This window comes from Bradyrhizobium sp. LeoA1Lang, from assembly GCF_055413685.1.
Window position 1 is genome coordinate 1 of record NZ_JBVAPG010000187.1, and the last position, 14,330, is coordinate 14,330.

The 14,330-nt window shown below is 60.8% G+C and carries 15 protein-coding genes and 3 pseudogenes; 8 read left to right on the plus strand and 10 right to left on the minus strand.

The genetic code is table 11. The features are described from left to right. Positions 1-126: 126 nt before the first annotated feature. From ACZYOF_RS37010 to ACZYOF_RS37030, 5 genes and pseudogenes are all read right to left on the minus strand, one after another. Positions 127-249: pseudogene (locus tag ACZYOF_RS37010) on the minus strand (PilZ domain-containing protein); the annotation flags it as partial. A gap of 2 nt (positions 250-251) precedes the next feature. Further along, positions 252-1,127 carry a CheR family methyltransferase gene (locus ACZYOF_RS37015; RefSeq protein WP_463718855.1) on the minus strand — a complete coding sequence of 292 codons (876 nt, stop codon included), beginning with the start codon at positions 1,125-1,127 and terminating at the stop codon, positions 252-254. Between the two features lie 33 nt (positions 1,128-1,160). Continuing rightward, the gene (locus tag ACZYOF_RS37020) at positions 1,161-1,571 is read right to left on the minus strand and encodes a response regulator (RefSeq protein WP_130578765.1); all 411 of its coding nucleotides are present in this window, start codon (positions 1,569-1,571) and stop codon (positions 1,161-1,163) included. Positions 1,572-1,789: 218 nt separating this feature from the next. Next, positions 1,790-2,169 (minus strand): annotated as a pseudogene (gene flbT / locus ACZYOF_RS37025) (flagellar biosynthesis repressor FlbT). Positions 2,170-2,354: 185 nt separating this feature from the next. Continuing rightward, positions 2,355-3,926 carry a flagellin N-terminal helical domain-containing protein gene (locus tag ACZYOF_RS37030; RefSeq protein WP_130578763.1) on the minus strand — a complete coding sequence of 524 codons (1,572 nt, stop codon included), beginning with the start codon at positions 3,924-3,926 and terminating at the stop codon, positions 2,355-2,357. 824 nt (positions 3,927-4,750) lie between these two features. Here ACZYOF_RS37030 and ACZYOF_RS37035 point away from each other — a divergent pair. From ACZYOF_RS37035 to ACZYOF_RS37050, 4 genes are all read left to right on the plus strand, one after another. Next, positions 4,751-5,353, plus strand: a complete 603-nt coding sequence (locus ACZYOF_RS37035; protein WP_463718856.1) for a Crp/Fnr family transcriptional regulator — start codon at positions 4,751-4,753, stop codon at positions 5,351-5,353. Further along, complete coding sequence (locus ACZYOF_RS37040; RefSeq protein ID WP_463718857.1) at positions 5,256-5,459, plus strand: helix-turn-helix domain-containing protein; 204 nt, start codon at positions 5,256-5,258, stop codon at positions 5,457-5,459. Before ACZYOF_RS37035 ends, ACZYOF_RS37040 begins: the two co-directional genes overlap by 98 nt. A gap of 307 nt (positions 5,460-5,766) precedes the next feature. After that, positions 5,767-6,507: a Crp/Fnr family transcriptional regulator gene (locus ACZYOF_RS37045; protein WP_463718858.1), complete on the plus strand. Its 741-nt coding sequence runs from the start codon at positions 5,767-5,769 to the stop codon at positions 6,505-6,507. 116 nt (positions 6,508-6,623) lie between these two features. Next, positions 6,624-6,872: a hypothetical protein gene (locus tag ACZYOF_RS37050; protein ID WP_463718859.1), complete on the plus strand. Its 249-nt coding sequence runs from the start codon at positions 6,624-6,626 to the stop codon at positions 6,870-6,872. A 238-nt stretch (positions 6,873-7,110) separates the two neighbouring features. Here the strand turns inward: ACZYOF_RS37050 and ACZYOF_RS37055 are convergent, their stop codons facing one another. Beyond that, positions 7,111-7,731: a LuxR C-terminal-related transcriptional regulator gene (locus ACZYOF_RS37055; RefSeq protein ID WP_394566003.1), complete on the minus strand. Its 621-nt coding sequence runs from the start codon at positions 7,729-7,731 to the stop codon at positions 7,111-7,113. A 569-nt stretch (positions 7,732-8,300) separates the two neighbouring features. On the opposite strand from ACZYOF_RS37055, the pseudogene ACZYOF_RS37060 reads away from it, so the two are divergent. Beyond that, positions 8,301-8,688, plus strand: a pseudogene (locus tag ACZYOF_RS37060) (hypothetical protein). Positions 8,689-8,735: 47 nt separating this feature from the next. Here ACZYOF_RS37060 and ACZYOF_RS37065 read toward each other — a convergent pair. From ACZYOF_RS37065 to ACZYOF_RS37080, 4 genes are all read right to left on the minus strand, one after another. Next, positions 8,736-8,936, minus strand: a complete 201-nt coding sequence (locus tag ACZYOF_RS37065; RefSeq protein ID WP_282531342.1) for a hypothetical protein — start codon at positions 8,934-8,936, stop codon at positions 8,736-8,738. A gap of 24 nt (positions 8,937-8,960) precedes the next feature. Then, entirely contained in the window at positions 8,961-9,278 is a 318-nt protein-coding gene (locus ACZYOF_RS37070; protein ID WP_463718860.1) for a hypothetical protein, read from the minus strand. Positions 9,279-9,367: 89 nt separating this feature from the next. Continuing rightward, on the minus strand, positions 9,368-9,823 hold the full coding sequence (hspD, locus tag ACZYOF_RS37075; RefSeq protein ID WP_282531344.1) for a small heat shock protein HspD: 456 nt from the start codon (positions 9,821-9,823) through the stop codon (positions 9,368-9,370). 300 nt (positions 9,824-10,123) lie between these two features. Then, positions 10,124-10,306 (minus strand): hypothetical protein, encoded by a 183-nt coding sequence (locus ACZYOF_RS37080; RefSeq protein WP_130578755.1) that lies wholly within the window; start codon positions 10,304-10,306, stop codon positions 10,124-10,126. A gap of 217 nt (positions 10,307-10,523) precedes the next feature. On the opposite strand from ACZYOF_RS37080, the gene ACZYOF_RS37085 reads away from it, so the two are divergent. The 3 genes from ACZYOF_RS37085 (at position 10,524) to ACZYOF_RS37095 (ending at position 14,239) form a co-directional block, all read left to right on the plus strand. After that, positions 10,524-12,419 carry an alpha amylase C-terminal domain-containing protein gene (locus ACZYOF_RS37085; RefSeq protein WP_463718861.1) on the plus strand — a complete coding sequence of 632 codons (1,896 nt, stop codon included), beginning with the start codon at positions 10,524-10,526 and terminating at the stop codon, positions 12,417-12,419. Positions 12,420-12,456: 37 nt separating this feature from the next. Beyond that, complete coding sequence (locus ACZYOF_RS37090) at positions 12,457-12,744, plus strand: nucleoside 2-deoxyribosyltransferase (RefSeq protein WP_463718863.1); 288 nt, start codon at positions 12,457-12,459, stop codon at positions 12,742-12,744. Positions 12,745-13,027: 283 nt separating this feature from the next. Beyond that, on the plus strand, positions 13,028-14,239 hold the full coding sequence (locus tag ACZYOF_RS37095) for a TIR domain-containing protein (RefSeq protein WP_463718862.1): 1,212 nt from the start codon (positions 13,028-13,030) through the stop codon (positions 14,237-14,239). The last annotated feature ends 91 nt before the right edge of the window (positions 14,240-14,330 follow it).

A 14,330-nucleotide genomic window follows, 5' to 3' on the forward strand; every position in this document is an offset into this window, starting at 1 on the left:
TCAGAGGTCCCTTCAGAGGGGAGCACCCAATCATCGCCCAGCGGCAGCGTCAATCACCCCGATCGGGCAATCCAAAGCATTCCGCGCAAGTCAAGGCCGGGCACGGCGATCCTCTCGTGACGCTCACTCATTTTCGGAGATGGCGTTGAGCACGCAATTGCGCCGCCAGGTTCCATCGATGGCCATGATGCACACCTCATAGCCGCGACTGAATGTCACCCGCTCCGCTGCCCTGCTGGTCTCCTTCATCGTCAGCGTCCTCCGATCGCGGCCATCCTGGGCATCGCGGCAGCCGCCATCGGGGCGACCGCGGGACGCGTGCCGGTCGGCCGATAGAGGCCGCGCTTTTCAGGACAGGGTTTGAAGACGTCGGTCAGGCCGACGACGGTTTCGGCCGCGCCGAGCACCAGGAAGCCGTCTGTCTCGAGGGACCTGGCGAGGCGGTTGAAGACGTTGATCTTGGTGTCCTGGTCGAAATAGATCAGGACGTTGCGGCAGAAGATGACGTCGAAAGTGCCGAGCTGCGAGAAGTCGTGCAGCAGGTTGAGCTGCCGGTGCTGCACCATCGCGCGGATGTCGGCATTGACCTGCCAGATCTCGCCGTTCTGCTTGAAATACTTGACCAGCAATTGGATCGGCAGGCCGCGCTGCACCTCGAATTGGCTGTAGATTCCGGCCTTGGATTTCTCCAGCACGTCCTGCGACAGATCGGTCGCGAGGATCTCGGTGCGCCAGCCCGCAAGCTGCGCGCTCATCTCCTTCAGGCACATCGCCAGCGAATAGGGCTCCTGCCCGGTCGAGCCGGCGGCGCACCAGATCCGGATCGTCCTGCGGCCCGCCCGCGCCTTCAACAGCTCCGGGATGATCGTATCGCGGAAATGATCGAACGGCGCCTTGTCGCGGAAGAAGAAGGTCTCGTTGGTGGTCATGGCCTCGACCGCCTGCGCGATATGGCGGGCCGATCCGCCCCTCATCTTCTGCACGAGATCGTCGATGCCGGAGAGGCCGCATTTGCGCGACAGCGGCAGCAGGCGGCTTTCGATCAGATATTGCTTGTCCGCGGACAGGTCGAGACCGGAATGGTCCTTGAGCAATTTACGCAGATACTCGTAGTCGGAAGCGTTCACGGCGGCCTCTCAGCGCAAGGGATTTTCGAACGATCAGGCGGGCATCGAGGCTGCGATCAGGCCGACTGCGTGGAACTTGGCGGCGATGATGTCCTTGTCGAACGGCTTCATGATGTATTCGTCGGCGCCCGCCTCGAGCGCGCGCGAGATGTGATCGATGTTGTTCTCGGTCGTGCAGAACACGACCCTGGGCAGGTCACCGCCGGGCAGCCGGCGCAGATGGAGCAGGAATTCATGGCCGTCCATCACCGGCATGTTCCAGTCGAGCAGCACCGCTGCGGGCATGGCGCGCCGGCAGGCGTCCAGTGCCCGCTCGCCGTTCTCGGCCTCGATGATCTGGAAATTGAGTTCTTCCAGGAAGCGGCGCGCGATTTTCCGCACCACGCTGGAATCATCGACGACAAGGCAGGTCCGCGCCTGCTCGCCGACACGGGGATCGTCCATCTGAATTCGCCTCTCGATTGTTCTTGTAGATGCTGGTCAATCGATAGGCCTTGGCGGCTCACAACCACTTAATTTTACCGTCCGTGCGAATACGGATGGCATGTTGATACCGTGCGGCGCGGCCGATGCCGAACGCGCCGGAATCGATCGCTGCCGCGTACCGGCACGAAGGCAATGAATTCGTTGGAGTTTTCGCGTGCGAGGGCGGGCCGGCAGGCTCAGGCCGCGGCGCGCTGCTGCTCGCGCTGCATCAGCTTGCGGATTTCCTTGAGCGCCTTGTAAAGCGCGCCATCCGCCACATGACGGTTAACCAGATCGAGCGCCTCGCCCGTGCTGGCGTCGGCCTCCCGCAGCTCCTTGGCGAAGCCGAGATAGGCGGTCCGATAACGCTGGCCTCGTTCTTCAGGTACATGGTCTGGACGCAATGATAGAGCCGCCTCGCCGGGGTGTTGGCGGTCTCCGCGGTCACGGTGTCCCGTTCGCGCAGGATCGGCGCTTCGCCGTCGATCAGGAAGGAAGTGCGGGTGCCGGAGTTGATCAGCACGGTCTCGCCGATGACGATCCGTTCAAACGGCTTCAGCTCGACGCGTAACGGCATGATCGTCTCCTTTTCTAGGCAACGGCTTTTCTAGATAAAGACCTGGGCGTTTGCTCGCCCTCGATCTTCGAAATCTTCGTCGCGCAAACCGGCGTTGGGCACGCCGCCATCCGGTCTCGCAATTCGTCAGTCCGAAAGCGGCGGAGTTGCCTCCGCCGCTTCCGTGTTCGGTTTCGTCGCAGCGCTCAGCGGAGGAGCTGGAGCACGCTCTGCTGGCTCTGGTTGGCGAGCGCCAGCGCGGACACCGCGATCGACTGGCGGGTCGACAGCGCCTGGCTGTTGGCCGCTTCCTCGTTGGTGTCGGCCAGCGTCAGGTTGGACGAGCCGGTCTGCAGCACGTTGATCAGGTTCTTGGAGAAGTCCTGACGGATCTGCACGACCGACAGGTTCGAGCCGAAGGCCGACGCCTGCGAACGCAGCGTGCTCGACGCGTTGTTCAGCGAAGTGAGAACCTTTTGGGTGCTGTCGTTGTCGATGAAGTCGGTCCCGGAAGTCAGCGCCGCCAAGCCGAGGCCGCCCGGATCGTCGGTCACGCCGTTGATCGTCAGCGACGACTTGCCGGTTTCGTTGAACACCAGCTTGAGCTGGTCGCCGTTCAGCAGGTTGATGCCGTTGAAGGAGGCATCCTGCGCCGTCGTCTTGATCTGGTCGATCACAATATTGTACTGGCGCACCAGATCCGCGCGGGTGTTCTGCGCGTTGATGTCCTTGACAGGTGCGGTCGTGGTGAGGGTCCCGAGCAGGCCGCTGGCACCCGTGGCGCTGCCGGTGATCTTGCCAGTCAGATCAACCGACGCATCGTCGTTCGCAGTCGTGATGCTCAGCTTGCCATCGCTGGAGATCGAAGCCGTCAGGTTGCTGTCTGCGAGCTTCTTGTTCAGGTCGTCCAGGGTATTCACCGCACCGGCGCCGGTTCCGATGGTGATGGTCTGAGCCGCCTTGCTGCCGATCGCATCGATGCTGAGGACCTGATTATTCTTGGTATTGGTCGGCTTGGTCTCACCTGTCGTCAGGCCGAGCTTGGCGAGGACGGTGCCGGTTCCACCGAGGGTGATGCTGTTGGTCTTGTCGGTGGCGGCGTTGCTGATGGTCAGAACGTTGCCCGCGCTGATCGACGATGTGCCTCCAGTGATGCCGTCGATCGCCGCAAGGACGTCGCTGACCTTGCCGCCGGTGGTCGACGACAGGCTGATCGTCACGTTGCCGGTGGTGGCATCGGTTGTGGATGCAGCATCGGCCGCGGCGCCCGTCACGAAACTGATCGTCTTGCCATTGACGGTAAAGGAGTCGTTATTCGCGAAACCGGCAGCCGCCAGCGTTTCCGTACCAGCCAGGTTGGCCACCGCAGTGCCCGATACGGTCGCAGCCGTGTCTGCATCGCCGAGCAGGTTCGTGGCAGTCGCACCGGTTACGGCCGCCGACGTGGCGGTCGACTTGGAGGAATAGCCCGAGGTCGCCTGCAGCGCCTGGTTGGCGATCGACTTGGCGCTGTCGACCAGCTTCTGCAGCGAGGTGATGCCGGTGTTGGCGGCCTGCAGCACCTGCACGCCATTGCCGATGCCATCGAGCAGGTTGTTGATGTCGCTGGCGCGGTTGTCGAGCGAGGCGGCGGTGAAATAGTTGGTGGGATTGTCGAGGGCCGAGTTGACCTTCTTGCCAGTCGAAAGGTGGCTCTGCGTGGTGGCGAGTAGATCAGCGGTCGACTGCAGCGAGAGCAGGTTCTGGCGAACCGAAGACGAAAGAATAATGCCGGACATAGTTTGATACCCTTCTGGATGAACACACGATTGACGCAGCCGCCGGAAATTTCACTCCCGCGACCGTGCCACACTGTTCCGGCGGCGCTACCCGTTCGTTAAATCGCTCCTCAGTACAAATACCCAGAAACTCCACGCGCAGACGCATTTCTCAGTAGTTCTACTGAGATAATCGCAAGTGTGAATGCGCAGATCGAAACAGCAGCACGCACGATGGATTGCGATTGCGGATCGCACGCGGCAGGCAAATCTCGTCGTCGACAGACAAAGCGAGTGTGATGGATTTGTGCTCTTCACCGCGATCGAGAGAGCGTCGCGCCAAGACTTTGATTCAAATCGTCGTCGCGCGGCTTTCTTTTCGAATTCTGTAGGAATGTTTCGTGCTTGTCTCGTCGGAGAAGACAGCCACGTTGCGCTAGAGCATTTTCAGTTCTGATTGAATCAGAACCGAAGCTCTAGATTCTTGTTTTGACGCGTTTTCTTCACGCGAACCGGTGTCCACTTCGCTCGAAAACGCGCTAACAAGTTCCTTTCAATCGTGCGCGTGGTATTTCGCATACACACGGTGCCACCATTCGCACAGCCGTCCGCCGTTGATCGCTTGTCCCGCGGCGTCGACATCCTCAGCGCAGCTTCCTCGCGCGAATCAGCGCGCGATTTTTTGTTCGGTCGCAAACGAAAACGTCTGTCTGCCCGGTAAGGTGTATAGTCTCTCGCGTGTAGCTCTTGTGCAATCTTGAGGGAAAGCTATTCTTCGCGTTATCCGACATGCCATGAGTAGGTGACGCGAGACCGTGAGCTCCCGCCTTTCGGCAGGAGAGGGAATGTCTGGATCATCGCGTCCGTCCAATCATCTGTTGCAGACTCTGCCAGCGGCGGAATTCGAGTTGCTGCGGCCGCATCTCGCAATCGTCGAACTGACGAAAGATACCGTGCTGTTCGAGGCCGGTGCGCCGATCGGCGATGTCTATCTGCCGCATAGCGGCGTGGTTTCACTGATCGTCGGCTTCGCGGAAGGTGAGACCGTCGAAGTCGCCAAGATTGGACGCGACAGCATTGTCGGCGGCACTGCCGTGCTCCATGACGGACCATCGCTGGCGGACGCCGTCGTCATCATACCCGGCATCGCCTCGGTTCTCGCAACCGATCGGCTGCGCGCCGCGATGGAGGCAAGCAGCGCTCTGCGGCAAGTTCTGGTCAGGGCACCAGCAGGCGCTGTCGGTGCAGGCCCAGCAGGCCGCGACATGTCATGCATCTCACACGGTCGAATCCCGGCTGTCGCGCTGGCTGCTGCACACGCGAGAGTTGTGCGGCGGAGAACCACTCCCGTTGACCCAGGAATGTCTGTCGCAGCTGCTCGGCGTTCGGCGCAATGCCATTTCGATCGTGGCACACGCATTCCAGGAGGCCGGCCTGATCCGCTATAGCCGCGGGAATATCGAAATCATCGATCTCGAAGGTCTGCAGAAAGCCGCCTGCGAGTGCTACACCGCGGTGAGGAAGCAATGCGGTCGACTGCTCAAGACGGAATGAGAAGCCCTCTAAAGCATTTTCGGTTCTGATGGAATCAGAACCGAAGCTCTAGATTCTTGTTTTGACGCGTTTTCTGCGCAGATAGGTCTACGCAGTCTGCGTAAACATGATTGCTATGCGAACCGGTGTCCACTGCGCTCGAAAACGCTCTGAGCAGCGGAACCTGCGTCGCTGAGGCCACAGTCGCCGGCGAGTATCAAACGACATCCGTCAAATGGACAGGTTTTCCTTGCCCGCGATGCGCGGCAAGGCCATCTTGCAACTCGGGCAGCGTGTGTCGGCTGCCAGGCCGAGATACACGCTAGCAATGAGGCAGGAGACTGCTTTGGATTCGGTTCCTCGTCCGCTAAACGGATTCTTGTCCGCACTATCGGCATCCGATTTCGAACTGATCCGCCCGCATCTGCGCACAGTCGATCTCATCCAGGACATGGTCCTCGTCGAGGCCGGCGAAATAGTCAAGCGTGCCTACCTGCCGCACAAGGGTGCGATTTCCCTGGTCGTGAAGGTCGGGCGCGGCGAGCACGTGCAGATCGCCTTGGTCGGGCGCGACAGCATCTTCGGCGCGTTCGCCGCGCTGGGGGACGCGACCGCACTGAACAGCGCGGTGGTGGTGGTGCCCGGCATCGCTTCGACCATCGACCTCGAGCAGCTTCGCTTCGCCGCCGACCAGAGCGCGACGCTGCGCTACGCGCTGGCGCGGCACGGACTTGCCGTCGATGCGCAGGTCCAGCAGACCGCCGGCTGCAACGCTTCGCACACCGTGGAATCGCGGCTCGCACGATGCCTCCTGCACACTCGCGACCTGTCCGGAAGCGACAAGATGGTGCTGACGCAGGAAGCAATAGCGCAGATGATCGGCGCGCGCCGCAACAGCGTCTCGCTGGTCGCGCACACGCTTCAGCAGGCGGATTTCATCCACTACAGCCGAGGCCATATCGAGATCACCAATCTCGACGGCCTGATGAAGACCTCTTGCGAATGCTACGCGACGGTGAAAGCCCAATACACCCGCCTGATTCAGGGGTGTGAATCGGTTACGCCATAAGCGCAACCGCGCGTTTGCTTCCCGGGTGGAAACCCGGCCGTACTTCTACGGCTCTCAATTTTCACGGACGGCTAAGCTTAACCGGCGATAATCGACGTGAACACGGGAGAGGTGACATGTTCACGTTCGAAACGACGGACCAGAAGGAAGCCAGGCGTTTTCGTATCGCACAGTTCAACGGCAGGACCGTGACCGCACGTTCGGCCGGCGCGACGGTCACAGGTCACGTTCGATCCATCGTTGAAAACAAGTCGAGCGTTCCGGCGGCCTGGACCATCACGATCATCCCGGAGACGCCGAAGCCCGCCACTGCGAACCTGCGGTCAGCCCCGCGCATCCGCGCCTTCGCGGAAGATTACCTCTGAACGACGTAGCCCGGGTGGAGCGAACGCGTAACCCGGGAGATTCACGCAGGTGTCGACCGCGGCCCCGGGTTACGCTGGCGCTTCACCCGGGCTACGATGCTATCAATTTGAATCGAATCGTTATTTGCTTAAGCGCAAGCTCCGCGCAAGTGCGTCGTGCTTTATGACGCTTCACTGCCCCCGCCTGCGGCGTGCGTTGCCGCCTCTGGCTGCCATCCAATCCATCGCGCTCGACGGATCAGGACGACTGCATCAGCGCCTTGCGGACGAGCTCGGCGGTGTTGCGCGCGCCGAGCTTGCGCATCGCTTCGGCGCGATGGCTTTCGAATGTCCGCGGGCTGATCTTCATGTGCAGCGCGCCCTGCTTGTTCGAATAGCCCTCGCTGATGAGACGGAGCACCTCGCGCTCGCGCCTGGTGAGCGGCTTCTGGCCGGCCTTGGATGTAACCGTCACCTTTGGCGGCCGGCTTTCGTCCTTGATGTGCGCGGGCGGATTGTCCCATCCGGCCTTCTGATCGATGACGGTAGCGGCTCCCGGATGAATCTCCGAAATCTGCTTCAGCATCGCGCAGACGCGCTCGGTCTGCTGCAGGGCGTTCTCGACCACCTGCTGCAGGTAGATTCGGGCTGCCGGCGAATGCGCGAACTGATGACTGTGCTGCTTGATCTCGTTCATGTAGAGCAGGAGCGCCGTCATCGGACCGTTGAACTGACGCGCGATCGCAGCGCCCGCCTCTTCCGTCGCGCGCGCACGCTGTGCAGCGAGTTCCACAATCTCACGATTGCTCTCGAATGGGGCGCGGTCTTCCATCCACTTCGACAGATGTGACCCGTCGGCTCGATGCTCGTGCTGTGTCATGCGACCGATCTAGCGACCCTAAGGCTGTTCCCGCGTTAACTCGGCACTCAGTAGGAATACTGAGAACGCGACCATGTGTTGCCAGCTCACAAGGAAATAGAGGCAGACGCGCCTAGAGTTTGCAACAATTCTCGCAGGAATGTGGCAAATCTCAGTATTTCTACTCATCGGGAAAATACTGAAATTGTGGCGAAATGGCGTAATTTCACAAGCATATTTGTGAGTTCCATGTGGCGGTTCCCGAACGCGCAGCGAATCACCGATGACGCGAATGGAAACCGCATCATCGATGCGCGAGTTCGAGAGTTTTCCAGAGAACGCTTATGCGGGCCTGACGACGATCACGCGGCGCTTGCGCTGACATGACACGAACATGGGGCCGGAGTGATGTGTGCGCAAGAAGTCAACCCGTTGCAGGGCATTGCTGCATGATTTGTGATCGATGCGCGGCGCCTCGCACCGGGGTTTGCGATTTACAGCCTTCCCCGGCACCGCAATGATCGTGATCTCAATCTTCACAACGATGAAGGGAGACCGCGATGGCGCGAGTAACCGGATCATGGCTTGCGATGGCGACACTTGCTTGCGCCTTGGCGTTCGCATCGGCCGCGACTGCGCAGACCGCGCCCGCGGAGGGCACGGCGCCGCCGACGGCCGACAATGCGGTGATTCACGGTGTTCCTGAAGCACGATCAGTCGCGCCCGCTCAGCGAACTCAACGCACAGCTCGAGAAGCAGGGCTACTACAAGGCCTTTCCGCCCGCGGGCGTCGAGGTCGTGAGCTGGTACGTGATGATGGGCATCGGCCAAGTGGTGACGCTGCGGCTGCCGGCATCGCGGCTGCGCGAGGTCAATCGCGTGCTCGAGGACAAGGCCTGGGGCGCCTATCGCACCGAATTCTATCCGACCTACGATTACAAGGCGGTCGGCATGGCCGCACACGAGAAAGCGCAGTAGGGCATCGATCGGCCGTTTTGGCATGGCGCGGGTGAAGGCGCCATGCCTCATGGCAAGGCGCCCTTGCCCTCGGCTTGCGCCATGGCAGTCAGCTCGGCTTCGCTGATCGTCGCTCCGGATGCATCGAGCACCGAGACCATGCGAAATCCGTCGTCGCGAAACTCCTCCACCTTTCCCAGCGCCGATGCCGCCGTTGCGAGGATGACGGAGACGCCGCCTGCACCATTCCTCGCAAATACCCGGAACATGATCTCCCCGGCTCCTAATGTGCTCTACGCCGCCAGCGCGACGCGCGAGGTCGATTTCCGCCGGTACGGCTTGCCGCCCGGCGATCCCGAGGGATCGGGGTCGAGCGCCGACAGCGCTTCAAGCACCTCATCGACGCTGACGGCACACTTGGCGCCGGGAAGTTCACGCAATGCCGGACTGGACGAAACTGCGGCCGCGTCCGACGCCCATGAGGCCAGCACGGCGCGCTTTTCCGCCGTCGACCGCCGCGCATCCGCCAACACGTCGCGCGGATGGTCGTAAGCCGAGGCGGGGTGCAGGATGACATTCAAATCGACGACATTGTCAGTGTGATCGATCATTTGGTTGCTCCCAATGCTTGTCAGACAAGTTTCAACCGTCCCGCCCGGCACTTGGACCGGGCGGGGTGCGCATCGCCGTGCCGACGACGTTACGCCGCTTTTGCTTCGAGTTGCTGCACGCTGCTCGCGGGAGCGCCATCAATGGCGATCCGCCGCGGCTTCATGGCCTCGGGCACCTCGCGGACCAGCTCGATTTTCAGTAGTCCGTTGTCGAACGCGGCGCTCTTCACCTGCACGTAGTCGGCGAGATTGAAATGCCGCTTGAACGGCCGCGCCGAGATACCGCGATAGAGGTATTCGCGTTCGGCCTTGTCGGACTTGCAGCCTTCAATCGTGACCACGTTGCTCTCGGCCGTCACCGAGATCTCGTCGGGCGAGAAGCCCGCGAGCGCAAGCGATATTTGGTAGCGATCTTCGCCGAGCCGCTCGATGTTGTAGGGCGGGTAGTTGTCCTCGCCGGCGCGGGCCGCGGCATCGACGAGGTCGAACAGGCGGTCGAACCCGATGGTCGAACGCCACAGGGGAGCAAAGTCGTAGCTGCGCATAACCAAATCCTCCAATGAGCAAGTTGGATACGAGCGGCACCGGACACTACCGGTGCCCGTCCTAGTCCGGGCCCATCAGGCGCTCGGACGCCATCCACCGGATGGCGAAAAAAATCTTGGAAAAGGCCGATCCAGTTTCAAGGGGGGTCGCGAAAAAATTTTGGTACCCTCGACGCGAGGGGATCAGGCCGAAATAGTGGCACTCACCGCGATATCGTAGTGACGACAAACACAAACAACGGGCCCGCTGCGCCCCCATTAGCGGGAAGCGCAGCCAGGGAGAGGCGACGGACCAAGGCCTCAGGCGTGGGCCCTCGGCTGCTGGCTCAGCTTCTTCGCCAGCGTTTTCAAATCTTCGACCCGCCGGCTGCATAAGAGCCGGGTGAATTCGTCGGCATCGATGGTGGGTTGCGGAAAGACGGGCGGTTGGCGCAACTCCCGGCGCCGCCAGAACAGCCGGGAGAGACGCTGCAGCAGCTTCATTTTCTTGAGCCTCGATGAGAGCCTGCGCGGATAAGTCGCCGGACCGCCCCTTGGTTCCGCGCGTTATCCCTTCTCCGTTCTTTTCCGCAAAGAGCAGCAGTCCCGGTCCAGCCGAGGCTCCCGCTTTCGCATCCGCGTAATAATGGTGGGCGACAATCTTGCCGGCCGCAGCCGCCGGGCTCATTCTTCCGGCGCCACGCGTTCAGGGGGAAGACAGATGCCTGGGCCGGACCTCAACCGCGCTCCGATAGGCGGCACGCTCGTGCCCGGCGGGGCGACATTCCGGGTCTGGGCGCCGCGGGCCAGCGCGGTCCATGTCTCCGGCGACTTCAACGATTGGAGGCAGGATGCCGGTTCGCTGATGTCGGAGATCGGCGGCGGGCACTGGGCGAGCTTCGTGCCTGGCCTGAAGGACGGCGACGCTTACCTGTTCTATGTCGAGGGCGTCGGCTCGTCCGGCTTCAAGCGCGATCCGCGGGCGCGGCTGTTGAGCGTCCAGCCGTCCTTCCCTGCCTGCCATTCCGTGCTGCGCGATGCCGGGCGATTTCCCTGGCACCTCGAGCGCTTCGTGCCGCCGGCATTCAGCGACCTGATCGTCTACCAGCTTCACGTCGGGACGTTCGCACCGCATCCGGAAAACACGGATGGCAAGTTCTTCGATGTGATCGAGCGCGTGCCGCACCTGGCCGCGCTCGGCGTCAACGCCATCGAGCTGCTACCGATCCAGGAATTCCCGACCACGTTCAGCATGGGCTATAACGGCGTCGATCTCTATAGCCCGGAGAACCAATATGCCGAGGCCAACGAGGCAAAGCTCAGCCGCTACGTGGATCGCACCAACGCGATCCTCCAGGCGGCCGGCCACGCGCCCTATGCCGGCGTCGACACTCTCAGGCACAGCGACGACCAGCTCCGCGCGCTGATCGACGTCTGCCATGTCCATGGCATCGCTGTGATCTTCGACGTCGTCTACAATCACGCCGGCGGCGGGTTCGATGACAAGAGCTTGTGGTTCCTCGACCGCGAGGTGCCCGGCGACAACAACAACAGCCTCTATTTCACCGACCAGGGCTGGGCGGGCGGCTTGGTGTTCGCGTTCTGGAACGATGGCGTCAAACAGTTCCTGATCGACAACGCCACGTTCCTCTATGAGGAGTATCGGATCGACGGCTTCCGTTTCGACGAAGTCAGCGTGATCGATCGCTTTGGCGGCTGGACCACCTGCCAGGACCTCACCTCAACCTTGCGCGCACAAAAGCCCGAGGCGATCCAGATCGCCGAATATTGGCCGGTCAATGCGTGGATCTTGAAGGATCGCAGCGAGGGCGGCGCGGGCTTCGACGCCACCTGGAGCGACGGCATCCGCAACAGCGTGCGGGCGGCGATTGCGAGCGCCTCGCAGGGCGCCAGCGCGCGCGTGCCGATGTCAGCGATCGCAGACGCGATCGCCGCGATCCGCCTGCGCGACCGCTGGCGCGCGGTGCACGCAATCGAGAACCACGACATCGTCTATATGGGACGCGACGAGCGGATCGCGGCGCTCGCCGACGGCAGCAATCCGAGATCCTGGTATGCGCGCAGCCGCAGCCGCTTCGCGCTTGGCCTCTTGCTGACCGCGCCCGGCATTCCCATGCTGTTCATGGGCCAGGAGATGCTGGCGTCAAAGCCATGGAGCGACACGCCGAGCGTGGATACCGAAATCGACTGGGCGGCGTTCGACCGCGGCGATGAGGTGATGGCCGGCTTCCTGCGCTTTGCCTCCGACCTGATCGGCCTGCGCCTGACGACGCCGGGCCTGCGCGGCGAAGGCTGCGCCGTCATCCATGTCCACGACGACAACCGCGTGCTGGCGTTCCAGCGCTGGGTCGAGGGCGACGGCGGCGACGTCGTGGTGGTCTGCAGCCTGAACGAAAGCCCGTTCCACAACTACGCGATCGGCTTTCCCGCTGGAGGCCGCTGGCGCGAGATGTTCAACAGCGACATCTACGACCGTGAGGTGACCGTCACCGGCGATGGCAGCGTGCATGCCGACGGCCCGCCGCTGCACGGCCTGCCCGCGTCCGCCGCAGTGACGATCCCGGCGAACGGGCTGTTGGTGTTCGCACGGAGCTAGTGCGCGTGAGGCGGCGAGCGCCCTTGCGGATCATCCGATCGCCGCGTGTTTCTCCCCAACGCGGTTTGCGCATTCCGCGCGAAAGGTCGAGAGCTGGGCGTCACGGCTTGCGCGACCTGCCACCCCGAACGAGGGTCTCGATACCATCGCCAAGTACGACGAAACCCAGCAGGCGGTCTTCGCCAAGGACGTCCCGATGATGGAACGAAGCGACATCATCGTCGCCAGCCTCACCGCGTTCGGCGGCGCGTCGGCCGCCGCGGCGATCGAGATCGGCTCGCTCCTCGGCAGGGGTAGCCGATCTTCAGCTTTGGAGCACGCATGAAGAGGCAACTCGGCACTGCCGGTACCTATCTCGCATCGAAGGCTTTCACCTGTCCGACAATCTCATGATCGGTCGAGAGTTGCGCCTATCCAATCTTCCTGCCTAATGATGACGGGCCGCACGGGATCGAGGCGCTCAACCTGTTCGAGGCCTGTGCCGAGGCCGTAAGCGGGCGGGCATACTTTGTTGTTGGAAATTACAAATATCTGGCAAGCACGGCCTGGCAAGTTCTATGATACACCTCAATTGCGCCACTACGTCACGATGCTACAAGGAAATTGCGATGACCACTCCAATTCCTCCTGTCCGAGCCTTTCTGTCGCACTCCAGTATTGACAAAGCATATGTCCACGACGTGTTCGACGATCTTGGACCCACGCTTGCGGAACTGGACAGCGTGACCTTTGAACCAGCCAAGCTAAATACGACGGTTATTCTGAATGCGCTCGACAGATGCGCAATTTTTGTCCTCTTCGCTTCCCAGCACAGTTTGAGATCGAATTGGGTCGCCGAAGAAATCAAACAGGCTTTGACGAGGCTGAAGGATAATCGTTTTAGCCGTATAGTTGTTTACTGCGCTGATCGAGACACCTTTAAACTTCTTGACGCTGAAATTAGAGATACCAATATTGTACGCATAGAGAAGACGCCCCTTATCTGCGCTCGTCAGATTCGAGGCATACTCGCCGAGGTATTCGTAGATCGTTCGCGGACAGATGTCTTCGTGTCTCGAGATGAGAATCTCGGCGAACTTAAGCGTCTAGTAATTGACCCTTCGAGAAATTTTCGGACGATTGCGATCTCAGGCTTTGATCGCCTTGGACGGCGGACCCTAGCTCGAAAGTTCTGCCAAGATATCTACGGTAGCTTCAACATTTCGTCCCAAAGCGTCGTTGTAGAAGTGAGTACATCCTACGACGACATTTTTCGGCAACTCCTCGGCCTTCAGTACAAAAATCTGGAGCAAGCTAACCTGCTAGAGCGGCTGACTGGCTTCTCCAAATCGTCAGAAATAGAACAACTCAAGCTAGTCGGATCGGAGATAAAATCGATCTATAATCAGCGAGAATTCATACAGTTCGTTGATGCTGGAGGCCTCGTCGGTGATGACGGAGACCTCACCCCGATGTTTAGGGCAATACTAGCGCAAAACCCCGAAATAACAGATCTGCTGCACATTTTGATCCTATACCGGAACGCGCCTGACTGGGTGAAAAGAAAATACGATACGGTTGCTTTCTATAGGCTCGCGCCTCTAACTGACTCTCAAGCCGAAGTTGCAATTCTGCATGAGTTAAAAAGGCGAAGGGCGAACCTGCCCAGAGAACAAGTCTTACAACTAGTTGGCGTCATCGATGGGCATCCCGCCAACCTGGACTATGTAATTGGTTACATCTTTCACGCAGATGAACTTAATCCAATTCGGCTCGCTGAAGTTCTCGATGGCTCAACAGAGTTCGCTAATCTTACTGAGTCAGAAGGTCGCGGCCGTTAGGGCTGAGAATCAAGTATTTGGAGAGATTCAGAATTTGGCGCACGGAGGGGCCAGATGAATCTCGATCAGCATGGAGAGAGTGAAGCGCGGT